Genomic DNA, 19706 nt, shown 5'->3' on the forward strand with positions numbered 1-19706 from the left:
CTGGATAATGTAAGTTTGGCAAGTATGCTTGATTCATTTGGTTAAGTCCTCGAACGATTAGTATCCGTCAGCTCCATGTGTCACCACACTTCCACCTCGGACCTATCAACCTGATCATCTTTCAGGGTTCTTACTAGCTTGCGCTATGGGAAATCTCATCTCGAGGGGGGCTTCATGCTTAGATGCTTTCAGCACTTATCCCGTCCGCACGTAGCTACCCAGCTATGCTCTTGGCAGAACAACTGGTACACCAGCGGTGCGTCCATCCCGGTCCTCTCGTACTAAGGACAGCTCCTCTCAAATTTCCTGCGCCCACGACGGATAGGGACCGAACTGTCTCACGACGTTCTGAACCCAGCTCGCGTACCGCTTTAATGGGCGAACAGCCCAACCCTTGGGACCGACTACAGCCCCAGGATGCGATGAGCCGACATCGAGGTGCCAAACCTCCCCGTCGATGTGGACTCTTGGGGGAGATAAGCCTGTTATCCCCGGGGTAGCTTTTATCCGTTGAGCGATGGCCCTTCCATGCGGAACCACCGGATCACTAAGCCCGACTTTCGTCCCTGCTCGACTTGTAGGTCTCGCAGTCAAGCTCCCTTGTGCCTTTACACTCTGCGAATGATTTCCAACCATTCTGAGGGAACCTTTGGGCGCCTCCGTTACTCTTTAGGAGGCGACCGCCCCAGTCAAACTGCCCACCTGACACTGTCTCCCACCCCGATCAGGGGTGCGGGTTAGAATGTCAATACAGCCAGGGTAGTATCCCACCGATGCCTCCACCGAAGCTGGCGCTCCGGCTTCAAAGGCTCCTACCTATCCTGTACAAGCTGTACCAAAATTCAATATCAGGCTGCAGTAAAGCTCCACGGGGTCTTTCCGTCCTGTCGCGGGTAACCTGCATCTTCACAGGTACTATAATTTCACCGAGTCTCTCGTTGAGACAGTGCCCAGATCGTTACGCCTTTCGTGCGGGTCGGAACTTACCCGACAAGGAATTTCGCTACCTTAGGACCGTTATAGTTACGGCCGCCGTTTACTGGGGCTTCAATTCGCACCTTCGCTTGCGCTAAGCGCTCCTCTTAACCTTCCAGCACCGGCAGGCGTCAGCCCCTATACTTCGCCTTGCGGCTTCGCAGAGACCTGTGTTTTTGCTAAACAGTCGCCTGGGCCTTTTCACTGCGGCTCTTCGAGGCTATAAACCTCTAATGAGCACCCCTTCTCCCGAAGTTACGGGGTCATTTTGCCGAGTTCCTTAACGAGAGTTCTCTCGATCACCTTAGGATTCTCTCCTCGCCTACCTGTGTCGGTTTGCGGTACGGGCACCTTCTTCCTCGCTAGAGGCTTTTCTTGGCAGTGTGGAATCAGGAACTTCGGTACTATAGTTCCCTCGCCATCACAGCTCAGCCTTATGTGATGAGCGGATTTGCCTGCTCATCGGCCTAACTGCTTGGACGCGCATATCCAACAGCGCGCTTACCCTATCCTACTGCGTCCCCCCATCACTCAAATGGAAGAGAGGTGGTACAGGAATATCAACCTGTTGTCCATCGCCTACGCCTTTCGGCCTCGGCTTAGGTCCCGACTAACCCTGAGCGGACGAGCCTTCCTCAGGAAACCTTAGGCATTCGGTGGAAGGGATTCTCACCCTTCTTTCGCTACTCATACCGGCATTCTCACTTCTAAGCGCTCCACATGTCCTTCCGGTCATGCTTCACAGCCCTTAGAACGCTCTCCTACCACGCATACCATACGGTATGCATCCACAGCTTCGGTGATACGTTTAGCCCCGGTACATTTTCGGCGCAGAGTCACTCGACCAGTGAGCTATTACGCACTCTTTAAATGGTGGCTGCTTCTAAGCCAACATCCTGGTTGTCTGGGCAACTCCACATCCTTTTCCACTTAACGTATACTTTGGGACCTTAGCTGGTGGTCTGGGCTGTTTCCCTTTTGACTACGGATCTTATCACTCGCAGTCTGACTCCCGAGTATAAGTCTTTGGCATTCGGAGTTTGTCTGAATTCGGTAACCCGATGAGGGCCCCTAGTCCAAACAGTGCTCTACCTCCAAGACTCTAAACTCGAGGCTAGCCCTAAAGCTATTTCGGAGAGAACCAGCTATCTCCAGGTTCGATTGGAATTTCTCCGCTACCCACACCTCATCCCCGCACTTTTCAACGTGCGTGGGTTCGGACCTCCATCCAGTGTTACCTGGACTTCATCCTGGACATGGGTAGATCACCTGGTTTCGGGTCTACGACCACATACTGCAAACGCCCTATTCAGACTCGCTTTCGCTGCGGCTCCGTCTCATCAACTTAACCTTGCATGGGATCGTAACTCGCCGGTTCATTCTACAAAAGGCACGCCATCACCCATAAAAGGGCTCTGACTACTTGTAGGCACACGGTTTCAGGATCTCTTTCACTCCCCTTCCGGGGTGCTTTTCACCTTTCCCTCACGGTACTGGTTCACTATCGGTCACTAGGGAGTATTTAGCCTTGGGAGATGGTCCTCCCGGATTCCGACGGGATTCCTCGTGTCCCGCCGTACTCAGGATCCACTCGGGAGGGAACGAAGTTTCGACTACAGGGTTGTTACCTTCTCTGACGGACCTTTCCAGGTCGCTTCATCTACCCCGTTCCTTTGTAACTCCACAATGAGTGTCCTACAACCCCAGATGGCAAGCCATCTGGTTTGGGCTGATTCCGTTTCGCTCGCCGCTACTCAGGAAATCGCATTTGCTTTCTCTTCCTCCGGGTACTTAGATGTTTCAGTTCCCCGGGTGTGCCTTCATACACCTATGAATTCAGTGTAAGATACTGCCCCATTACGGGCAGTGGGTTTCCCCATTCGGAAATCTCCGGATCAAAGCTTACTTACAGCTCCCCGAAGCATATCGGTGTTAGTCCCGTCCTTCATCGGCTCCTAGTGCCAAGGCATCCACCGTGCGCCCTTATTAACTTAACCGTTAAAAAACTCTTACTCGGTTTTTATTAAAACGCATTTACTTTGCCTTACATTACATTATCCAGTTTTCAAAGAACGATTATTGCGAAGGATTGCTCCTTCAAAACTAAACAAAACTACTGGCCAATAAGTCTATTTTCCTTAGAAAGGAGGTGATCCAGCCGCACCTTCCGATACGGCTACCTTGTTACGACTTCACCCCAATCATCTGTCCCACCTTCGGCGGCTGGCTCCCGTAAGGGTTACCCCACCGACTTCGGGTGTTACAAACTCTCGTGGTGTGACGGGCGGTGTGTACAAGGCCCGGGAACGTATTCACCGCGGCATGCTGATCCGCGATTACTAGCGATTCCAGCTTCATGCAGGCGAGTTGCAGCCTGCAATCCGAACTGAGAGTGGTTTTATGGGATTTGCTCGACCTCGCGGTTTTGCAGCCCTTTGTACCACCCATTGTAGCACGTGTGTAGCCCAGGTCATAAGGGGCATGATGATTTGACGTCATCCCCACCTTCCTCCGGTTTGTCACCGGCAGTCACCTTAGAGTGCCCAACTGAATGCTGGCAACTAAGATCAAGGGTTGCGCTCGTTGCGGGACTTAACCCAACATCTCACGACACGAGCTGACGACAACCATGCACCACCTGTCACTCTGTCCCCCGAAGGGGAACGCTCTGTCTCCAGAGTTATCAGAGGATGTCAAGACCTGGTAAGGTTCTTCGCGTTGCTTCGAATTAAACCACATGCTCCACCGCTTGTGCGGGCCCCCGTCAATTCCTTTGAGTTTCAACCTTGCGGTCGTACTCCCCAGGCGGAGTGCTTAATGCGTTAGCTGCAGCACTAAGGGGCGGAAACCCCCTAACACTTAGCACTCATCGTTTACGGCGTGGACTACCAGGGTATCTAATCCTGTTTGCTCCCCACGCTTTCGCGCCTCAGCGTCAGTTACAGACCAAAGAGTCGCCTTCGCCACTGGTGTTCCTCCACATCTCTACGCATTTCACCGCTACACGTGGAATTCCACTCTTCTCTTCTGCACTCAAGTCCCCCAGTTTCCAATGACCCTCCACGGTTGAGCCGTGGGCTTTCACATCAGACTTAAAGGACCGCCTGCGCGCGCTTTACGCCCAATAATTCCGGACAACGCTTGCCACCTACGTATTACCGCGGCTGCTGGCACGTAGTTAGCCGTGGCTTTCTGGTCAGGTACCGTCAAGGTACCGCCCTATTCGAACGGTACTTGTTCTTCCCTGACAACAGAGCTTTACGACCCGAAGGCCTTCTTCGCTCACGCGGCGTTGCTCCGTCAGACTTTCGTCCATTGCGGAAGATTCCCTACTGCTGCCTCCCGTAGGAGTCTGGGCCGTGTCTCAGTCCCAGTGTGGCCGATCACCCTCTCAGGTCGGCTACGCATCGTTGCCTTGGTGAGCCGTTACCTCACCAACTAGCTAATGCGCCGCGGGCCCATCCCTAAGTGTTAGCCGAAGCCAACTTTCCTTCTAACACCATGAGGTGTTAGAAACTATTCGGTATTAGCACCGGTTTCCCGGAGTTATCCCAATCTTAGGGGCAGGTTGCCCACGTGTTACTCACCCGTCCGCCGCTAATCATTGAGAGCAAGCTCCCTCAGATTCGCTCGACTTGCATGTATTAGGCACGCCGCCAGCGTTCGTCCTGAGCCAGGATCAAACTCTCCGAAAGATGTTTGATCTAGCTAAATTTTAAAGCAAATTGACGAGATTTTAAAAATCTCTTTTTTTAGACTTGCTTGGCGTTTCGTTTTGTTTAGTTTTCAAAGAACAATCTGTATGTCGTGTTAGCGACTTTTATATTATATCAAGATAACTTTTCTTTGTCAACAACTTTTTTAAAAGTTTTTTTGACTTATTTTAACTTGTTATCTCGTTCGCGTTAGCGACTTTTATAATATATCAGAATAACTTATTTTCGTCAACAACTTTTTTTAAAGTTTTTTTAACGAATGTTCAACGAAGTGAACGATAGTTAATATATCATGGACAACTATTAGGATGCAAGTACTTTTTTACTTTTTTTCGCTTTTTTATATTATTTCTACATAACATCATAAAAATCACATATATCCAATACATTGACATACAACTCTTCATTAAGATTAGCAGTGTTCGTTTGCCTAACCATCCTGATCACTAAGCACGCCCTTTAATGTTCATAAGAATAAATTCCTTCAACAATACACTAAAAATCGGAAAAAGTTCAACACCAATTATATTTAAAAAAAACAGAGACATCCTTCTTGGATGCCCTACAATGCAATTAATAGTTAACTTCGCTATTCTCTATTGCGTCTCTTCTTCTATTCATTAATATAAATAAAGATAACCCCACCAATACTAATGATGCACCAAACAATTGTATAGCCGATAGGCTTTCATTAAATAAAAAGTACGCCAATACTGCCGCACCTATTGGTTCAAATAATATAGCCATCGATATTTTTGTTGCACTAACCCATTCAATTGCCCAATTAAAAAGTGAATGCCCCAACAATGTAGGAATGATTGCAAGCAAGATAAATAGGTACCACTCTTTTTTAGGATAATCGAATAACTCCTGGCCGCTCCCCAATACATAGATCAATAATATAATTGCGCTAATACCGTATACAATAAAAGTGTAAGCAGTTAACCCCATTCTTTTACGTACCATTTGTCCAATCAAGAAATAAGCTGTTGCAAGAGCACAAGCTACTAAGGCAAGTACATCTCCGAACAAAGCTCCCTTATTATGCGAAAAATCGCTGGCACTAATCAATATACTGCCTGAAATCGCCACAATAATACTTACGACTCCACCGATAGATACTCGTTCCTTAAATAAAAAATAGGTACCTAAAAAAGCAAATATAGGCTGCATTGTGACTAGGACAGTTGAATTAGCCACTGAAGTATACCGAAGAGACTCAAACCAAAAAATAAAATGAAAAGCAAGAAACGCTCCGGCCGCTGCACATAATACCCAATCTTTTTTATTAATCCTTCCTATCTCTTTAACAGCCTCCCTACAAAAGTACGGAATTAGAATTAAACAGGAAAATAACATGCGGTAAAAAGCAATGACACCAGACTCGGCTTCCGAATAGCGAACAAGTATCGCTGAGAAGGATACAGCAATCACTCCTACAACAATGGCAAGATAAGGTTTAAAAAGTGACTGAGTCATATATTATTCCACCCTTTAACTGTAATTTAAACAAATAAATATTCATAATTCATAATTCTGGAACAGATCCGTCTCATATTCTATTCTATATAGAAGAACTTATAAAGGCAGGTTAGCAATATGGATTTCTCAATTGATATACAGATGATTATTAAATTATGCATATCAGCAGTATTAGGGCTTATCATAGGACTGGAACGGGAAATCAAAAGAAAACCTGTTGGTCTGAAAACATCTCTAGTAATCTCAATCGTTAGTTGTTTATTAACTATTGTCTCTATTGAATCTGCATATAATGCAAAAGGATCAGCATATGGAGTCACAGTAACAATGGATCCGCTCCGTCTTGCAGCCCAGATAGTATCCGGAATTGGTTTTATTGGAGCTGGCGTTATATTAAGGAGAGGCAATGACAGTATATCTGGTTTAACTACTGCAGCATTAATTTGGGGAGCAGGCGGAATAGGGATTACAGTAGGTGCAGGTTTTTATATGGAAGCAATAGCAGGTGTAGTTTTGTTAATCATCAGCGTTGAATTGCTGCCCATGTTATTTAATTATATTGGGCCAAAAAAGTTTAGAGAAAAAGAGTTAAACCTCCATTTAATTATTGCAGAAAAAGACAGTATAGCGCCAATTATAAATTTAATTGAACAAAAAGAGATTTCAATTAAGTCTGTTCGCATAAAAGATCTGACTAACAGTCATCAAATTCGTTTAAGAACCACAATAGACAGCAAAAGGCTAATTACAGATGTTTATTATTCCGTTTCTTCTATCGATGGAGTCATGAGCATTGAAATTGAAAATGCATAATCAATAGGAGCAGGAAAGAAGCATAGGCAGTTTCTTTCCTACTCATTTTTACCCTGCATTATAGCTTGGTTAAGTTAGAAGATTCAGCAAAAATACTTCATACAAGATTGACATTCGTATTAAATTAGTTAAAATAAGGTTGTACATAATTTTATTACTTATTATGGGGCTATAGTTCAGCGGGAGAATGCTTCGCTGGCAGCGAAGAGGTCAGGGGTTCGAATCCCCTTAGCTCCATACCGGAAAACCCTTGTGTAGCAAGGGTTTTTTCTTTTTTTACAGGAGACATCTATGCAAAGAATCGGTTGAGTTGCACAACTAGTGCACAATTTGTTAACTAGGCGTTTGACCTTAGAACTTCAAAGATGACCTCCATAACAATTATGAGTGAAGATGTACTACTGTATAGTTAGAATTTATTAAGTTATTTTCTATTACAGCCATAATGATCAGCGAGTACATTTCCATTCCCCCCAAATAACATAAAAAACAATTAATAATGATTTGTTAAGGAGCTACAGTCGTTGCTCCTTTTTCTTCTGCTTGAAAGAAGGTTTCTGAGAGTCAAATTCAGAATACAGGTTTTAACTCCTAAGACTTTCTAAGCACTTAAAAAAAGACCTTAATTTAAGTTAAGGTCTAAAATTACATATCCATATCCTCATTTATAAATAATTCATCTACTGTTGTATCTAATACAGCAGCTATACTAAAAGCCAATTGTAATGTAGGGTCATATTTATCGTTTTCAATCGCATTTATCGTTTGTCGTGATACATTGCAAAGTTTAGCAAGTTCTTCTTGAGATAGCTTTGCTGATTTTCTTAATTCTCTAATATGATTTTTCAACTTAACCACCATATTTCTTTTTGCAAAATAGTAGTGAGATTAAATACACTAAAGAAATACCTATAAGAGCAGTAAATGGATTTATGCCTTCGTAAGTGTTGTCTGTCCAGAAAGTTACATAAATAGATTCAACAAGATTAATCAATAAATATCCAATAACACCTGCAAATGCAAACGACTGAGCTTTCATCTTAATAAAATCTTTTCTTTCATCACCCAGTTGAGGTAATGACACAAGAGTAACGATGATGAGTAAAACACAAATTGCTAAAATCACAAACAACAGCAAGATAGCTAACCAATCCATTAATGACAGCTCCTTTGAAAATGTAAAAACCTTTTGACATTTTCATTGTATCCATACTCATCATAAATGTCAAAAAGTTTTTACATATCGGACTTCTAAATAATATAGATTATTCAAAGGCAGTGATCTAATGTATCTCAATTCTATAGGTTAACTCCCTGCTATCATCATCACTCTTGCAGTTGTGTTAAAATCAAATCCACTATCTCGGTATGTGTTAAATGACCTGTTACTTTCACTTCATTTTCCACTTCCAAATAATCATTTGGGGTCCACCATTTTCGTAAAGCATCTACACCGAACTCTTCCTTTTTATCACGTGAGAGATGACGTTTTACCGTTTCTTCGAATGACAAGTCAAAATAATAGATATATGCCTTTCCGCCATAGAACTGGATTAAGTCATTTAGCATTTGACCATAGCGACTTTTATTCAGAATTCCTTCAACAATGGTGTGTTCACATCTCCCTTTCCCATACTCAGCAATTTGACGAATCAAATCAATCGAAAGATTCCCTTCTCTATCCTCGACCTTCAACATCTCACGCCGAACATTATCTTGAGAAACTAACAGGGTACCTTTTCCTAACTGATCTTGAATGCTTTTAGCAATGGTTGTTTTTCCACTTCCGGAGTTTCCTCTTAGAATAATTAAGTTTGATTCCATCGATCCCATTCCCTATTATGTTTTTTATTTCTCTATAAGCCTCTTATGAAAATAATAATTCGGTATGATTAATCATTTTCCTTTTTATCATCTAAGTAAAAAAGTCGCCTCCTATAAATTAGGAAAGCGACTTTATGTCTCTACTGCTTAAACGGTCTTTTAAATTTAGATCAAAATCCTTACTTAAGTGAATATGTATAGTCTTTAGATACTCTGAACGAAGCTCACTATTAAATAAACAGCAATACAAACCACAATACTTTGTAAGTAAAGGCCTGCTTCCTTCTTTGCAGATTCATCTTTACTATTTTGATTTTTCACGGAACGTACGGAACCATAAAGAATACCTGCAATAACAGCAATTATTAAGGGAACTGTATTCATAGCATCTGCCTCCTTTGTGATTATTCTAACATAGAAGTTTTTCTTATATTATCTATAATGCTTTTGTGTATCAAATCTATTTACTATCCATAAAATAAGTATTACATTAGTTAATTTACCAAAATCTTCAGTATATATTTTTCGGTGAATATTTAGATACTACCTATTAAATTTGTTACGTTAATAAAAGATTAATTACATCTCAGGGGGTTCATAATGAAAAGTGGTAAACTGCTCTTTCTATTAGTATTGAGTATTATGCTGGTTGCTTGCTCATCAAAGGATGAGGAAAATAAAAATTCCGATAATGTGGATGTCAATAAGGGAATGGTAAATGTTGAAGTGACATTACCTGCATCATTTTTTGAAGACACAGATATGGTGAAACTAAAGAAAGAGGCTAAAGAGGACGGGGTAAAAGAAGTAATTGTAAATGATGATGGATCGGTTACATATAAAATGTCCAAATCTAAGCATAAGGAAATGCTGAAAGAGATGGGAGATACAATAGACACTTCCATTAAAGAAATAGAAGCCGATGAAGACTTTCCTTCAATTAAAAAGATAGAACACAATAAATCATTTACAGAGTATACGATTAAAATGGATCAGGAGCTTTATGAAAACAGCAGTATGGACGGATTTGCCTTCTTCAATTTAGCTTATCAATCACTGTACTATCAATTATTTAATGGTGTAAATGAAGATGATTATAAGGTTACCTTCCAGCTAAAGAACGAAGAAACCTCCAAAACATTTGATACCATCGTTTATCCGGATGATATCCAAACAGATGAGAATAAAACAGAAGAGAATAAGTAAGCCAATTTTAAGCTGTCTTCCCGATGAAGGCAGCTCTTTTCATGAATGAATAGTATTTCCACTATACAAATTCTGCTTTTCGTAAAACAATTCAATTGGTTCCCTCTCTTATACTATTTCCTCTTCGGAGCAATTTATTTTAAAAAAATTTCATCTCGATAAAACACCGAGAATCTTCAGTTAAGGGGAGATAATAACTTATTTTTAAAGAAGGTATAAATAGCCTTTCCCCAGATTTGAATACAATTGATTAATTATCTTTCTTCACTTTTATGACCTACTGCTTGCTCTTCCATAAGCTTTTTATAGAAAATCAGTGTTGTATTCTCATTTAATTTTCGGAGTTCACCGGTATTTATATAACCCATTTTTTCATATAGATGACAATTCCGTTCTTCTTCTTTTATCGTGGCCAGTTCCCAGCTTTTTGCTTTGCAATAATAATCTTCAATGATTTTTATTGTTTCCTGTGCAATTCCCATCCCCTGATATTCAGGTAAAATGAACATGGGACTGATTTTATATTCTTCGGTCCCCTCTCTCCACAGAATATTAATGGCTCCAACTAGCTGTTTATTGAACATAATTTTATAAAATACACCATTAGGATTGTTTAATCGTAGGATCAGCCGATCTACTTTTTCATTTGCAGGATTCGTATCGTAATCCTTATATTTTTCTAATAAAGGCATGAACGATTTGCGTTGGATGGCAAATAAAGCTGCTGCATCCTTTTCATCTGCCTTGAGCAATTCAATACTCAAATTATCACTCTCCACTTGCTTCTAATTATTTAGATATGTATCCTGCCACGCTCTTTTCCTACGCCCTTTGTCTCAGCAAAAACGCACTTCTTCATTTATTTCGAATACGATGATAAAAAAACGGAAGGGACTGTAAGAATGGAATCTGAAAATGACTTAAATATATTGGATTTCGCCCTCCCGCTGCTGGATATTATTGTGATTATGCTGACAGACGAACATCCTGTAAACGGGGTCATCCTTTTAGTGCTATTAAAAGCCGTAACAAACGATCCTTTAATGGAAATATTGTTTATGATATTAGCCATTGTTCTATGGGCTGCCCGACAGAGTGAAGAAGATTGAACTGTTTTTTAATATAAGACAGGCTATCTTGATTCCCACGTTCATCATAGGCTTAAATAACAAAATAATATTCTTGACTGCAAACTTGAAAAAGGCGCTATGTTGTTTAGCCCTTTTTCTTCATATTTAGGTAACATGGTTATGCAGTAATACTACTACACTTTTATAAATATGGGATGGCGTTGATCGGCATGATTATCTAGCCCAAAATGGAACAGATGAAATAAAAACACGGATTTTATTAAATCTAAGTGTTTTTTGAACATATTATAGGAGTATCATATAGTGAAACGACCGACTGCCTCTCACAATTGTTACATACTTTCCGATTTTATTTTCTTGGTGGTAGGGTTTATATAGGATTTATAGGATTTCCAGTAAACAAAAGCAACAAGAATAGATCCGCCTATGGCATTCCCCAAAAAGACAGGTACAAAGTTATTAAAATAATCCATCCAGGTAAAATAACCTTCAAATATTGCTGCCGGAATCACAAACATATTCGCTACTACGTGCTGAAAGCCAATTGCTACAAATGCCATGATTGGAAACCATATCCCTGCTATTTTTCCTGCGATATCGTTTGCACTGTATGAAAGCCAAACACCTAATGCCACAAGCCAGTTACAACCAACACCTGAAATAAGAGCCGGCCAAAAATCAACATCTATTTTATGAGCAGCCACGTCCACCGTTTTTTCGAGAAAGACACCGCTGGCTGTAAACTCTCCTAAGTGGCCAAAGAAATAAGCTACAAAAATAGCACCTGCGAAGTTGCTAATCGTAATCCAAAACCAATTGTGAACTAATCGTGAGAAAGGAATCCGTTTGGCAAGCCAGGCCATTGGCACTGCCATCATATTACCAGTCAATAATTCTCCGCCTGCAATTAAAATTAAAATAAGTCCAAGTGGGAAAACAGATGCACCAATAAATGTTCCAAAGGTCCCCCAGTCTTCAGGCAAGCTTGCGGTTACTCGGATATATAGTAAATAACCCACAGATATATAAGCACCGCCCAAAAATCCCAATAGTAATAAATTTGTTAAAGGTAAACTGGTCTTCTTCACACCTGCTTCTACTGCTGCTATGGCAATTTCCTGTGGAGTTTTGAAACTCATGTATGTTCTCTCCAATCTATGTAATACGTCTTCCACATCATCATATGGAAATAATTATCAATCTATCCAAGTTTATTATATTCGTATTTTAGAAATGCTTAAAGAGAACATTTTATGAATAATTCAAATTCTAATGATGTTAACTAAAAAATCCCCTCCGTTTTTTACAGATGGGGATTTAATTTATATCATTTTTTTATGTTCTTTTAATTCTTCATCAATCATGGAATCGAGTTTTATAATACTGGCTTTCGCTCTTTCATACTCAATCTTCCGATAATGGTGAAGGCCGCCTTCCTCTTCATCTTTTTCATCTGCCCATTTAACAATCTGTTGAAGAGGTGTTCTAACAATATCATTTGAAGGTAAAAAGGAATCTGTATGAAATAAAATTGCGAGGGAGATCGTTTTCGCCTGAACCGGATTTTCACCAAGCCTTATTAATAATTTATGCGCTCTTTCAGCGCCCTTAATTGGATGTATATCGTTCTTTCTATATAAATCATAATCCCATTTACCATTACGGTACCAAGTAAAATGTCCAATGTCATGGAGCAGACCTGCTTTTGCTGCAGAATCGACATCGATATTCTGTTCTTTCGCTAAATGAAAGGCATGGTAAGCAACGGCAATTGCATGTGCCAATCCAGAACGATTTAAATATTTTTGAGCAATGCGATGCTCAAATATATCAAGTAAAGTTACTTCTCTCATAAGGTCTCCCTCCCTGGTTATTTTTGTATATTTATAGAGATAAATATATATTTTTGTGCATTATAGCATGGATACTTCACTGTTTAAAAGGAATTTATTATTCTATAAAATTATCTTGTTTCTGTACTTTTAAACGAAATTTTACAATCAGCCTTCCTTTACACCCTTATTCGCATTCATTCTTTTGCACTTTATGGCTAGTATTATCGCTAATCTTGGAAAACCGTGGCAGCTTGTCAAGATATTAACATGGACCAAGTTATTATTCATTATTGTATGTTCATGCCCTGTCTTTAAAAACGGCAAAATTCGTAGTTGGGCAGATACTAGTTTAGAAAAAACATAAGTATTTCCGAAAAACTCCCACACAAAAATATCCAGGTTGACTTGTTTATCATCATCTAAAAAGGGAATTTTGTGAATACAGGAGGAGGAGTACAAATGAATCAGTATCAAACTTTTTTCTTCGAGGATGATGGTAGGATACCTAATAATCCAAACTTACCAGTCATTCTATATAATCAAGCTGTAGACAGCCCTGAATCCACTATGGAAAGCCTATTTAATGAAAATCAATGGCTAAATAGTTGGACAAATGGGGTATTTGACTATCATCATTATCACAGTAATTCTCATGAGGTACTAGGGGTTATTAGAGGTGAAGCCACCCTTATGATTGGCGGTGAAACAGGAAGGAAGATTCATGTTCAGTCAGGTGATGTGATTATTCTTCCAGCCGGAACCGGCCATAAACGCCTTAGAGCCAGCTCTGACTTTTCTGTCGTTGGAGCTTATCCAAATGGGATGGACTATAACACTAAATACGGGAAAGAAAATGAACGTCCTGAAGTATTAGAGGAAATTAGCAAGGTTCCCATCCCAAAGACTGATCCTATTAACGGTAAGGATGGTCCTCTGATAAAAGAGTGGCAGGTATAATTTCAAAAGAAGATATGCATGTTATACCGTTTGATAAAGTAGTGTGACTTTAAATTGTTCAGCGATTAATCTCCTGATTTTTTAGCGTTCTGCAAAACAATATTTTACTGTCTTTCAAAATGTTTCAAAGACTATTAATAGGGAATAAAGAACTTACTAAAATGAATATATAGGGGAATTATTATATGCCGGATACAAAAACAAATTTAAGTTTATTAGAAAAACAAGATATGACCAATCCACAAATCGTACCACAATGGGTAACAGAAGAATACCAAACATTTCATAACATTGTTACAAACCCAACATTTCCATGTTACTTTGGTATGAAAGCAGAAAATAAAGGAGAACTCCGTTATGCGTATATGACTCATAATGATTGGTCCTCTCTTCCAAAAGCAGTAGAAAGCTTTCTTGAACTATTTAAGAATCCACCTCATATAAGACACGGTTTATTTGTTTTTGTTGAACCTGAAAAAGAGGAACGCGATATCCCTTACTATAGAGATTATTTTTGGAGAATCCTACAGTATTTACACGAGCATGATCCGAAGCTTTGGCCTGAGGATAAACCGAAGGATCCTGAACATTTCCTTTGGGACTTTCACTTTGCCGGTGAACCATTCTTTATCTTCGGCAATTGCCCTGCCTACAAGCAACGGAAAACCCGTGACCTCGGTAATAGTTTAGTTCTTGGCTTTCAACCGCGAATGATTTTTGAAGGACTTGAAGGGACTGAAAAAGGCGGAATCATGTCCAGAGAGAAAGTTCGTGAACGAGTAGAGAAATGGGATCAGCTCCCTAAGCATCCGGATATCAGTCATTATGGGGATCAAAACCATAATGAATGGAAGCAATACTTTATCGGTGATGATATAGAACCAATCGCTGGGAAATGTCCATTTCACCATAAAGATTCATAATCATATAAAAAAGAAGCTGATCATTGAATCAGCTTCTTTTTTATAGAGTGGGAGCTTGTACGCCTTCAAGATTCGATACATTATTTAATAATCTGCTGAACCCGTCCTACCTGGCCATCCGTTAACCGTACTTTAATTCCATTCCTCTTGCCAAAAAAATCGCCACAAACCCTTATATATCAATGTTTGTAGCGATTTTCGAAAAATTGTTTAGTTTGCATAATACCAATTTCAACGCATTAACCCATTCCAGCCGATCCGTTTTACTGGATATTAAACCGAAGTAATGCCAACATGCATGGGAGAAAATTAGAATCCCGGGATAAAGCGATTATCCCGGGATTCTTTACATCCACTCATCATACATTTGCTTTTGGGCTTCGTTATATAAACGTGTATAAATTTGAGTATTCCTTGGTTCTTCATGCCCTAGTAACACTTGAATGTTTGTTAAAGGCATCCCTTTCATGGCTAGGTGGGCAGCAAATGTATGTCGTATTATATGAGGAGATACATAAAAATCAAGTGTTTTACTGTACTTTCTGAAGAAATGTTGAATACCATAACCGTTTGTTGGCCCAGTCTCTGCATGGTTTAAAAATATGAAAGGTATGTCATCCTGTCTATTTTTTAAATATGCATTCAAATACTCCTCACATTCTTTCGTAAAAAGGACGATTCGCTCTCTCTTTCCTTTTCCTTTTTTAATCTGAATAGATCGCTCAGACCAACTAATATCTTCCTTCTTTATCATACACAACTCGCTTACACGAACACCGGTTGCATATAAAACCTCAACTACTGCTTGCTCCTTCAATTTTCCTGAAACATGTTGCCTTAATTGTGTTAATTGCATCCTTGTTAGGTAACGAGGAAGCTCTTCTGGTATTTTTGGTGCCGGAATAGATTGAATGGGATTATTAATTTTGATTAACATTGCCCTTAGTAGCAGTTATTGGATTATTGGTGTATTTATCGCTAATACTCTTTCAATTGCTATGACGACTTCATGGAAGTCACTCTCGAAAGATAATAAGGAGATGATAGGGATGACAATGATAACTATTTTTACCCTGCTAATAACCTTTGCGGCTTCCGAGGAGTTAGTTTAATTGGTAAAACGGTTGATATAGGAACCGAGGTTATTAGCAAAACATAATGAATTTAGAGGCATTATTAGGTTCATCTCCATTAAGAGAGATGGGCCGTTTTTTTACGTCTTATTTGGTCTTCAGCTATCGGGGGCGTTAATCAAGGAGGATGTGTATACACTTTTGAACAAAAAAAAGGGGGAATCCCCCTTTTCACAATTGTTACGGTCTTTATAAGTGTTTTACCATTTATTATCAACCCATTTGAAACCATTATATTCAAGGTTAGCTACATTTGTATAAGCATATGGCAAAATTCTACTAGGTATTCCATATACTCTTGCTGTTGAGTTATAAGCTTTATAACTTTTCCCGGCTTTATAGTAACTATACCAAACTAGTTCGCTACAATAAGTCGAGCTGATGTTAGTTACTCCTGATGTTAGACTATATGGGATTTTTTTATCTTTGAAGTATGTTTTTGCTTTATTTGCAGCCTTTTGGCCTAATGTACTAGAATTTGGTCTAACAACTTTTGATCCTTTTTCATAACGTTCATGCCATTTTGATTCAGAAATAACCCTTGGATACGGTTCTGATTTCCAACCAGAAGTATGTAAAATGTTTGTTGAATCAATATATATCCCTATATGTCCTGTTATGCCACTTGCACTAGTATCACGAGTTATTATTATGTCTCCCGGTTTGTTATTTATTGCTGCTTTTGTTGATGTTAATTGAGTGCTGAAGATAAAAAATGTTACTAATAAAAATGCAAATGCTGTTTTGTAAAATTTACGCATCAAAAATCCCCCTTATATGTTATAGTTAAATTATACACTATTTGGAAAATAATAAATACAAAATTTTTCAAAAATAGAAAAAAGACCCATTTTTATGTCGTGATTGTGAAATAAAGGAAAATGGATGATGTTAAAATCGGTCTTTATTATTGTGAAAGGGAGCTTTGTATGAAGAGGTTAAAGAAGTTAGGGATTACTTTATTAATTCTAGTTAGTTTAATTGGTAGCATATTTCTTTATATTAGTTTTAAAAAAAATAGTTTAGAAAATGATGTAATAGAATATTTAATAGAAGAAAAGAACCTTAGTAAAGATGATATTATTTATAGAGAATCATTTATTTCCAATCTTAGTGGGGACAAAAATTTTATGGTTAGTATAAAAATAAAAGATGATAATAAATCTTACTTTTACTACAAAACTGATGGAAAAATTATTTTAGAATCTTATACTGAAAATGGAGTAGAATATTAGGAGAATCTCCCTTTTTACATACGGTTAATTCCGAACATTTCAGCTAACTACCAGCTGAAAAACGGAGCAGTTTAGCGGAATAAAGAAAGATTCTTATGGAAGTATAGGGGGCAGCATTCCTTTACTAAATGGAAGTGTAGTTCTAGTTTGTGAAGAAACGTACTTAAACTAATGGGGGCTTTAGTTGAAGAAGCGGTACATCCACCAATATTCTGAGGTAGATATTCTCAAACTTAATATAAAATATTTAATCCTAATGAAAAAGCGACGTAGTTAAAACTACGTCGCTTTTTCATGGACATACTAATGGATCTCTAATAACTCTAGCTATTATTTTATCCTTTTCACTTAAAATTATTCATATTTAGGTAACCAATACTCTCCAATCATTTAGCATTTAATAAACAATAGTCTAATCAATTACTGTAAATATAAGAATAATCTATATATTTTAAAAGGAAATCCTAAATGAATCTTGATTCCATTAGCCACTGGTATTTCCAGATTCCCCTATTATCTAATGATATTTTGAACCCGTCCTACCTGACCATCCGTTAACCGTACCTTAATGCCATGCGGATGTGTTGCTGAATTGGTTAAAATATCTTTAACGATACCGCGAGTTAATGCACCTGAGCGCTGGTCTTTTTTTAACACGATATCGACTTCCAGTCCTGCTCGTATATCACTACGATTCTTTCCATTGTTCATTTTTCTAACCTCCCTTATTTATCTCGATCCATAAATACATTCATTGAGCATAACGTAATCTATCCACTAATGGTATAATGGACAAATAGTAAAATCCACTTTTTTGGAGGCAATATGTTAACTTTTGAAGAAAAAATTGCAATTATAGAGTCCTTTAAGGAACTCGAACGTAAAAATGTTTCACTTGGGCGTATCAACTATCAATATCCTGAAAGCAAATTAGATAAATCGAATGTTGTTTATCACCTGCATCCAAACGGTAATGGTTTCGTTTATGCAGAAGGCATTCCTGGGTACCGTGTGGGTCAAAAGGGATTGGTGAATATCAAGGATTTTTCCGCTGAGCAATTAGAAACTATCATAGCTAAATCCATAGAGCTTCTATCTACTGATCCTTATGAAGATTATGCTGGCGATATAGCAGGTGAAGAAGAAATCTGGAGGAATAACGAAGGACATACTCTTACCGTTATAGCAGAAGAGGATATGTGGAATGTATATGCTGGCTTAAACCTAGATGGCACATTCCCATCCTACAATGAAGCAAAATCTTATTTAATGGAAGAAGGATTCCATAAAGTAAAGTAAACGAACCTAACAGCCCGTTGGTAATCCATAATCCAATGGGCTGTTCCTATTTAATCCAACAAATAAACGGACCATGCAGACACTATCTAATTTATTTACCTGAAAACTCTGCCTTTCGCTTCATAAAGAAGGCACTGATTCCCTCCATCGCATCCTCCGAACGGGCTATTTTCAGCATATTCTCTAGTTCAATTGAGATTCCATCTTCTAAGGAAACTTCTGTACCTCTCCCCACAGAATCAAGGATCCCTTTAAGCGCAAGCGGCGGCCCTTCAGCTAAATTGGCTGCAATCGCTAAAGTTTCATACTTCAGCATTTTAGCAGGCACAACTTTGTTGATTAAACCATACTCCAATGCTTTTATCGCCGAAATTTTTTCACCACTTAAGATTAATTCAAGAGCCCGCCTGCGGCCAATCAATCTTGGCAGCCGTTGGGTCCCCCCATAGCCAGGCATAATTCCGAGCTTTATTTCTGGAAGAGCAAACTCTGCTGTGTCTGCAGCTATTACCAAGTGGCAAGCCATTTGCAATTCATTCCCACCACCCAGCGCACGACCGTTTATGCTTGCAATGATAGGTTTAGAGAAAGACTCAATTCGGTTAAATAGATCATGCATCCCTTGAATCGTTGCCCTCGCTTTTTCCGGATCCGCTAAATCTGCAAATTCATTTACATCTGCACCAGCTGAAAAAGATTTTTCTCCTGCTCCGGTTATTATAATAGCTCTAATTGTATGATTGTTTTCGATATCATCCAAATAGGTGCCAATCTCATATAATGTATCTCTGCTCAATGTATTTAGGGGAGGTCGATTGATCGTAATGATTGCCACCCTATCTGTTACTTCCAACAAACAATTTTGCCCCATTACCCTACCTCCCTTTCCAGTATTACGGCAATTGCCTGACCAAAACCGATACACATGGTTGCAAGTCCGAATCTTCCGTTTGTTCTTTCCAATTCATTAAGTAAAGTAGCTATAAGACGAGCTCCGCTTGCGCCCAGAGGATGGCCCAATGCGATCGCTCCTCCATTCGGATTTACTTTATCCATGTCTGGTTTCAGCTCTTTCGCCCATGCTAATACAACTGAAGCAAAGGCTTCATTCACTTCAAAAATATCGATATCATCCATGGAAAGACCTGCCTTATCCAATACCTTTTGTGTTGCCGGGATAATAGCACCGGTAACAAGAGCTACTTTTCCTTCCAGTG

General features: G+C 39.3%; 20 protein-coding genes, 1 tRNA gene, 2 rRNA genes and 1 pseudogene. 8 read left to right on the plus strand and 16 right to left on the minus strand.

What is annotated here, in order from left to right; genetic code table 11:
• Positions 1 to 37 precede the first annotated feature (37 nt).
• The 3 genes from F7984_RS15900 to F7984_RS15910 all read right to left on the minus strand — a co-directional run bounded on the left by F7984_RS15900 (position 38) and on the right by F7984_RS15910 (position 6170).
• Positions 38 to 2972: ribosomal RNA gene (locus F7984_RS15900) — 23S ribosomal RNA — on the minus strand.
• Between the two features lie 145 nt (positions 2973 to 3117).
• Positions 3118 to 4670: ribosomal RNA gene (locus F7984_RS15905) — 16S ribosomal RNA — on the minus strand.
• The 16S and 23S rRNA genes sit together here, the layout of an rRNA operon.
• A 594-nt stretch (positions 4671 to 5264) precedes the next feature.
• Positions 5265 to 6170, minus strand: coding sequence for a DMT family transporter (locus F7984_RS15910; protein ID WP_140461687.1), 906 nt, complete (start codon positions 6168 to 6170; stop codon positions 5265 to 5267).
• Positions 6171 to 6290: 120 nt separating this feature from the next.
• Here F7984_RS15910 and F7984_RS15915 point away from each other — a divergent pair, with 120 nt between their 5' ends.
• On the plus strand, positions 6291 to 6986 hold the full coding sequence (locus tag F7984_RS15915) for an MgtC/SapB family protein (RefSeq protein WP_140461688.1): 696 nt from the start codon (positions 6291 to 6293) through the stop codon (positions 6984 to 6986).
• Positions 6987 to 7151: 165 nt separating this feature from the next.
• Positions 7152 to 7223 (plus strand) — tRNA-Ala (locus F7984_RS15920).
• A 408-nt stretch (positions 7224 to 7631) separates the two neighbouring features.
• Here the strand turns inward: F7984_RS15920 and F7984_RS15925 are convergent.
• The 4 genes from F7984_RS15925 to F7984_RS15940 form a co-directional block, all read right to left on the minus strand.
• Positions 7632 to 7847, minus strand: a complete 216-nt coding sequence (locus F7984_RS15925; RefSeq protein WP_187393488.1) for a helix-turn-helix transcriptional regulator — start codon at positions 7845 to 7847, stop codon at positions 7632 to 7634.
• The gene (locus F7984_RS15930; protein ID WP_066106813.1) at positions 7837 to 8142 is read right to left on the minus strand and encodes a hypothetical protein; all 306 of its coding nucleotides are present in this window, start codon (positions 8140 to 8142) and stop codon (positions 7837 to 7839) included. The genes F7984_RS15925 and F7984_RS15930 overlap by 11 nt, the downstream gene beginning before the upstream one ends.
• A gap of 170 nt (positions 8143 to 8312) precedes the next feature.
• The gene (locus F7984_RS15935; RefSeq protein WP_375138413.1) at positions 8313 to 8810 is read right to left on the minus strand and encodes a kinase; all 498 of its coding nucleotides are present in this window, start codon (positions 8808 to 8810) and stop codon (positions 8313 to 8315) included.
• A gap of 204 nt (positions 8811 to 9014) precedes the next feature.
• Positions 9015 to 9194 carry a hypothetical protein gene (locus F7984_RS15940; protein ID WP_066106805.1) on the minus strand — a complete coding sequence of 60 codons (180 nt, stop codon included), beginning with the start codon at positions 9192 to 9194 and terminating at the stop codon, positions 9015 to 9017.
• A gap of 216 nt (positions 9195 to 9410) precedes the next feature.
• Here F7984_RS15940 and F7984_RS15945 point away from each other — a divergent pair, with 216 nt between their 5' ends.
• Entirely contained in the window at positions 9411 to 10016 is a 606-nt protein-coding gene (locus tag F7984_RS15945; RefSeq protein WP_139892338.1) for a hypothetical protein, read from the plus strand.
• 254 nt (positions 10017 to 10270) lie between these two features.
• Here the strand turns inward: F7984_RS15945 and F7984_RS15950 are convergent, their stop codons facing one another.
• A complete protein-coding gene (locus F7984_RS15950; RefSeq protein WP_180349988.1) occupies positions 10271 to 10780 on the minus strand; it encodes a GNAT family N-acetyltransferase in 510 nt (169 codons plus the stop codon).
• Positions 10781 to 10918: 138 nt separating this feature from the next.
• Here F7984_RS15950 and F7984_RS15955 point away from each other — a divergent pair, with 138 nt between their 5' ends.
• Complete coding sequence (locus F7984_RS15955; protein ID WP_140461690.1) at positions 10919 to 11125, plus strand: hypothetical protein; 207 nt, start codon at positions 10919 to 10921, stop codon at positions 11123 to 11125.
• Positions 11126 to 11439: 314 nt separating this feature from the next.
• Here F7984_RS15955 and F7984_RS15960 read toward each other — a convergent pair whose 3' ends face one another.
• Positions 11440 to 12246, minus strand: a complete 807-nt coding sequence (locus F7984_RS15960) for a formate/nitrite transporter family protein (RefSeq protein ID WP_140461691.1) — start codon at positions 12244 to 12246, stop codon at positions 11440 to 11442.
• A gap of 183 nt (positions 12247 to 12429) precedes the next feature.
• Positions 12430 to 12960, minus strand: a complete 531-nt coding sequence (locus F7984_RS15965; protein WP_066106793.1) for an HD domain-containing protein — start codon at positions 12958 to 12960, stop codon at positions 12430 to 12432.
• A gap of 441 nt (positions 12961 to 13401) precedes the next feature.
• On the opposite strand from F7984_RS15965, the gene F7984_RS15970 reads away from it, so the two are divergent.
• On the plus strand, positions 13402 to 13899 hold the full coding sequence (locus F7984_RS15970; RefSeq protein ID WP_139892336.1) for a cupin domain-containing protein: 498 nt from the start codon (positions 13402 to 13404) through the stop codon (positions 13897 to 13899).
• A gap of 185 nt (positions 13900 to 14084) precedes the next feature.
• Positions 14085 to 14822, plus strand: coding sequence for a YqcI/YcgG family protein (locus F7984_RS15975; protein WP_139892335.1), 738 nt, complete (start codon positions 14085 to 14087; stop codon positions 14820 to 14822).
• Between the two features lie 80 nt (positions 14823 to 14902).
• Here F7984_RS15975 and F7984_RS19710 read toward each other — a convergent pair whose 3' ends face one another.
• From F7984_RS19710 to F7984_RS15990, 3 genes are all read right to left on the minus strand, one after another.
• On the minus strand, positions 14903 to 14998 hold the full coding sequence (locus tag F7984_RS19710; RefSeq protein ID WP_140461919.1) for a DUF2196 domain-containing protein: 96 nt from the start codon (positions 14996 to 14998) through the stop codon (positions 14903 to 14905).
• 170 nt (positions 14999 to 15168) lie between these two features.
• On the minus strand, positions 15169 to 15759 hold the full coding sequence (locus F7984_RS15985) for a tyrosine-type recombinase/integrase (protein WP_140461692.1): 591 nt from the start codon (positions 15757 to 15759) through the stop codon (positions 15169 to 15171).
• 396 nt (positions 15760 to 16155) lie between these two features.
• Positions 16156 to 16716 (minus strand): peptidoglycan amidohydrolase family protein, encoded by a 561-nt coding sequence (locus F7984_RS15990; protein ID WP_140461693.1) that lies wholly within the window; start codon positions 16714 to 16716, stop codon positions 16156 to 16158.
• 120 nt (positions 16717 to 16836) lie between these two features.
• On the opposite strand from F7984_RS15990, the gene F7984_RS15995 reads away from it, so the two are divergent.
• Positions 16837 to 17190, plus strand: a complete 354-nt coding sequence (locus F7984_RS15995) for a hypothetical protein (protein ID WP_225983622.1) — start codon at positions 16837 to 16839, stop codon at positions 17188 to 17190.
• 513 nt (positions 17191 to 17703) lie between these two features.
• Here F7984_RS15995 and F7984_RS16000 read toward each other — a convergent pair.
• Positions 17704 to 17901, minus strand: coding sequence for a YwbE family protein (locus F7984_RS16000; RefSeq protein ID WP_140461695.1), 198 nt, complete (start codon positions 17899 to 17901; stop codon positions 17704 to 17706).
• A gap of 114 nt (positions 17902 to 18015) precedes the next feature.
• Between F7984_RS16000 and F7984_RS16005 the strand changes: the two genes are divergently transcribed.
• Positions 18016 to 18489 (plus strand): hypothetical protein, encoded by a 474-nt coding sequence (locus F7984_RS16005; RefSeq protein WP_139892333.1) that lies wholly within the window; start codon positions 18016 to 18018, stop codon positions 18487 to 18489.
• A gap of 91 nt (positions 18490 to 18580) precedes the next feature.
• On the opposite strand, the gene F7984_RS16010 is transcribed toward F7984_RS16005, so the two are convergent.
• Both F7984_RS16010 and F7984_RS16015 read right to left on the minus strand, forming a co-directional pair.
• A complete protein-coding gene (locus tag F7984_RS16010) occupies positions 18581 to 19360 on the minus strand; it encodes an enoyl-CoA hydratase/isomerase family protein (protein ID WP_140461696.1) in 780 nt (259 codons plus the stop codon).
• Positions 19360 to 19686 (minus strand): annotated as a pseudogene (locus F7984_RS16015) (steroid 3-ketoacyl-CoA thiolase); the annotation flags it as partial. The gene F7984_RS16010 and the pseudogene F7984_RS16015, both read right to left, overlap by 1 nt.
• Positions 19687 to 19706: the final 20 nt, after the last annotated feature.

This window comes from Pradoshia sp. D12, assembly GCF_008935075.1.
GTDB lineage: Bacteria > Bacillota > Bacilli > Bacillales > Pradoshiaceae > Pradoshia.

Excerpts from the sequence above, each read along its gene's own strand:
- F7984_RS15990 (WP_140461693.1), bottom strand. The coding sequence starts at position 16,716 with ATGCGTAAATTTTACAAAACAGCATTTGCATTTTTATTAGTAACATTT.
- F7984_RS15945 (WP_139892338.1), top strand. The coding sequence starts at position 9,411 with ATGAAAAGTGGTAAACTGCTCTTTCTATTAGTATTGAGTATTATGCTG.
- F7984_RS15925 (WP_187393488.1), bottom strand. The coding sequence starts at position 7,847 with ATGGTGGTTAAGTTGAAAAATCATATTAGAGAATTAAGAAAATCAGCA.
- F7984_RS15930 (WP_066106813.1), bottom strand. The coding sequence starts at position 8,142 with ATGGATTGGTTAGCTATCTTGCTGTTGTTTGTGATTTTAGCAATTTGT.
- F7984_RS15970 (WP_139892336.1), top strand. The coding sequence starts at position 13,402 with ATGAATCAGTATCAAACTTTTTTCTTCGAGGATGATGGTAGGATACCT.
- F7984_RS15960 (WP_140461691.1), bottom strand. The coding sequence starts at position 12,246 with ATGAGTTTCAAAACTCCACAGGAAATTGCCATAGCAGCAGTAGAAGCA.
- F7984_RS16010 (WP_140461696.1), bottom strand. The coding sequence starts at position 19,360 with ATGGGGCAAAATTGTTTGTTGGAAGTAACAGATAGGGTGGCAATCATT.
- F7984_RS15995 (WP_225983622.1), top strand. The coding sequence starts at position 16,837 with ATGGATGATGTTAAAATCGGTCTTTATTATTGTGAAAGGGAGCTTTGT.
- F7984_RS15955 (WP_140461690.1), top strand. The coding sequence starts at position 10,919 with ATGGAATCTGAAAATGACTTAAATATATTGGATTTCGCCCTCCCGCTG.
- F7984_RS15985 (WP_140461692.1), bottom strand. The coding sequence starts at position 15,759 with ATGTTAATCAAAATTAATAATCCCATTCAATCTATTCCGGCACCAAAA.
- F7984_RS15975 (WP_139892335.1), top strand. The coding sequence starts at position 14,085 with ATGCCGGATACAAAAACAAATTTAAGTTTATTAGAAAAACAAGATATG.
- F7984_RS15915 (WP_140461688.1), top strand. The coding sequence starts at position 6,291 with ATGGATTTCTCAATTGATATACAGATGATTATTAAATTATGCATATCA.
- F7984_RS16005 (WP_139892333.1), top strand. The coding sequence starts at position 18,016 with ATGTTAACTTTTGAAGAAAAAATTGCAATTATAGAGTCCTTTAAGGAA.
- F7984_RS15935 (WP_375138413.1), bottom strand. The coding sequence starts at position 8,810 with ATGGAATCAAACTTAATTATTCTAAGAGGAAACTCCGGAAGTGGAAAA.
- F7984_RS15965 (WP_066106793.1), bottom strand. The coding sequence starts at position 12,960 with ATGAGAGAAGTAACTTTACTTGATATATTTGAGCATCGCATTGCTCAA.
- F7984_RS16000 (WP_140461695.1), bottom strand. The coding sequence starts at position 17,901 with ATGAACAATGGAAAGAATCGTAGTGATATACGAGCAGGACTGGAAGTC.
- F7984_RS15910 (WP_140461687.1), bottom strand. The coding sequence starts at position 6,170 with ATGACTCAGTCACTTTTTAAACCTTATCTTGCCATTGTTGTAGGAGTG.
- F7984_RS15940 (WP_066106805.1), bottom strand. The coding sequence starts at position 9,194 with ATGAATACAGTTCCCTTAATAATTGCTGTTATTGCAGGTATTCTTTAT.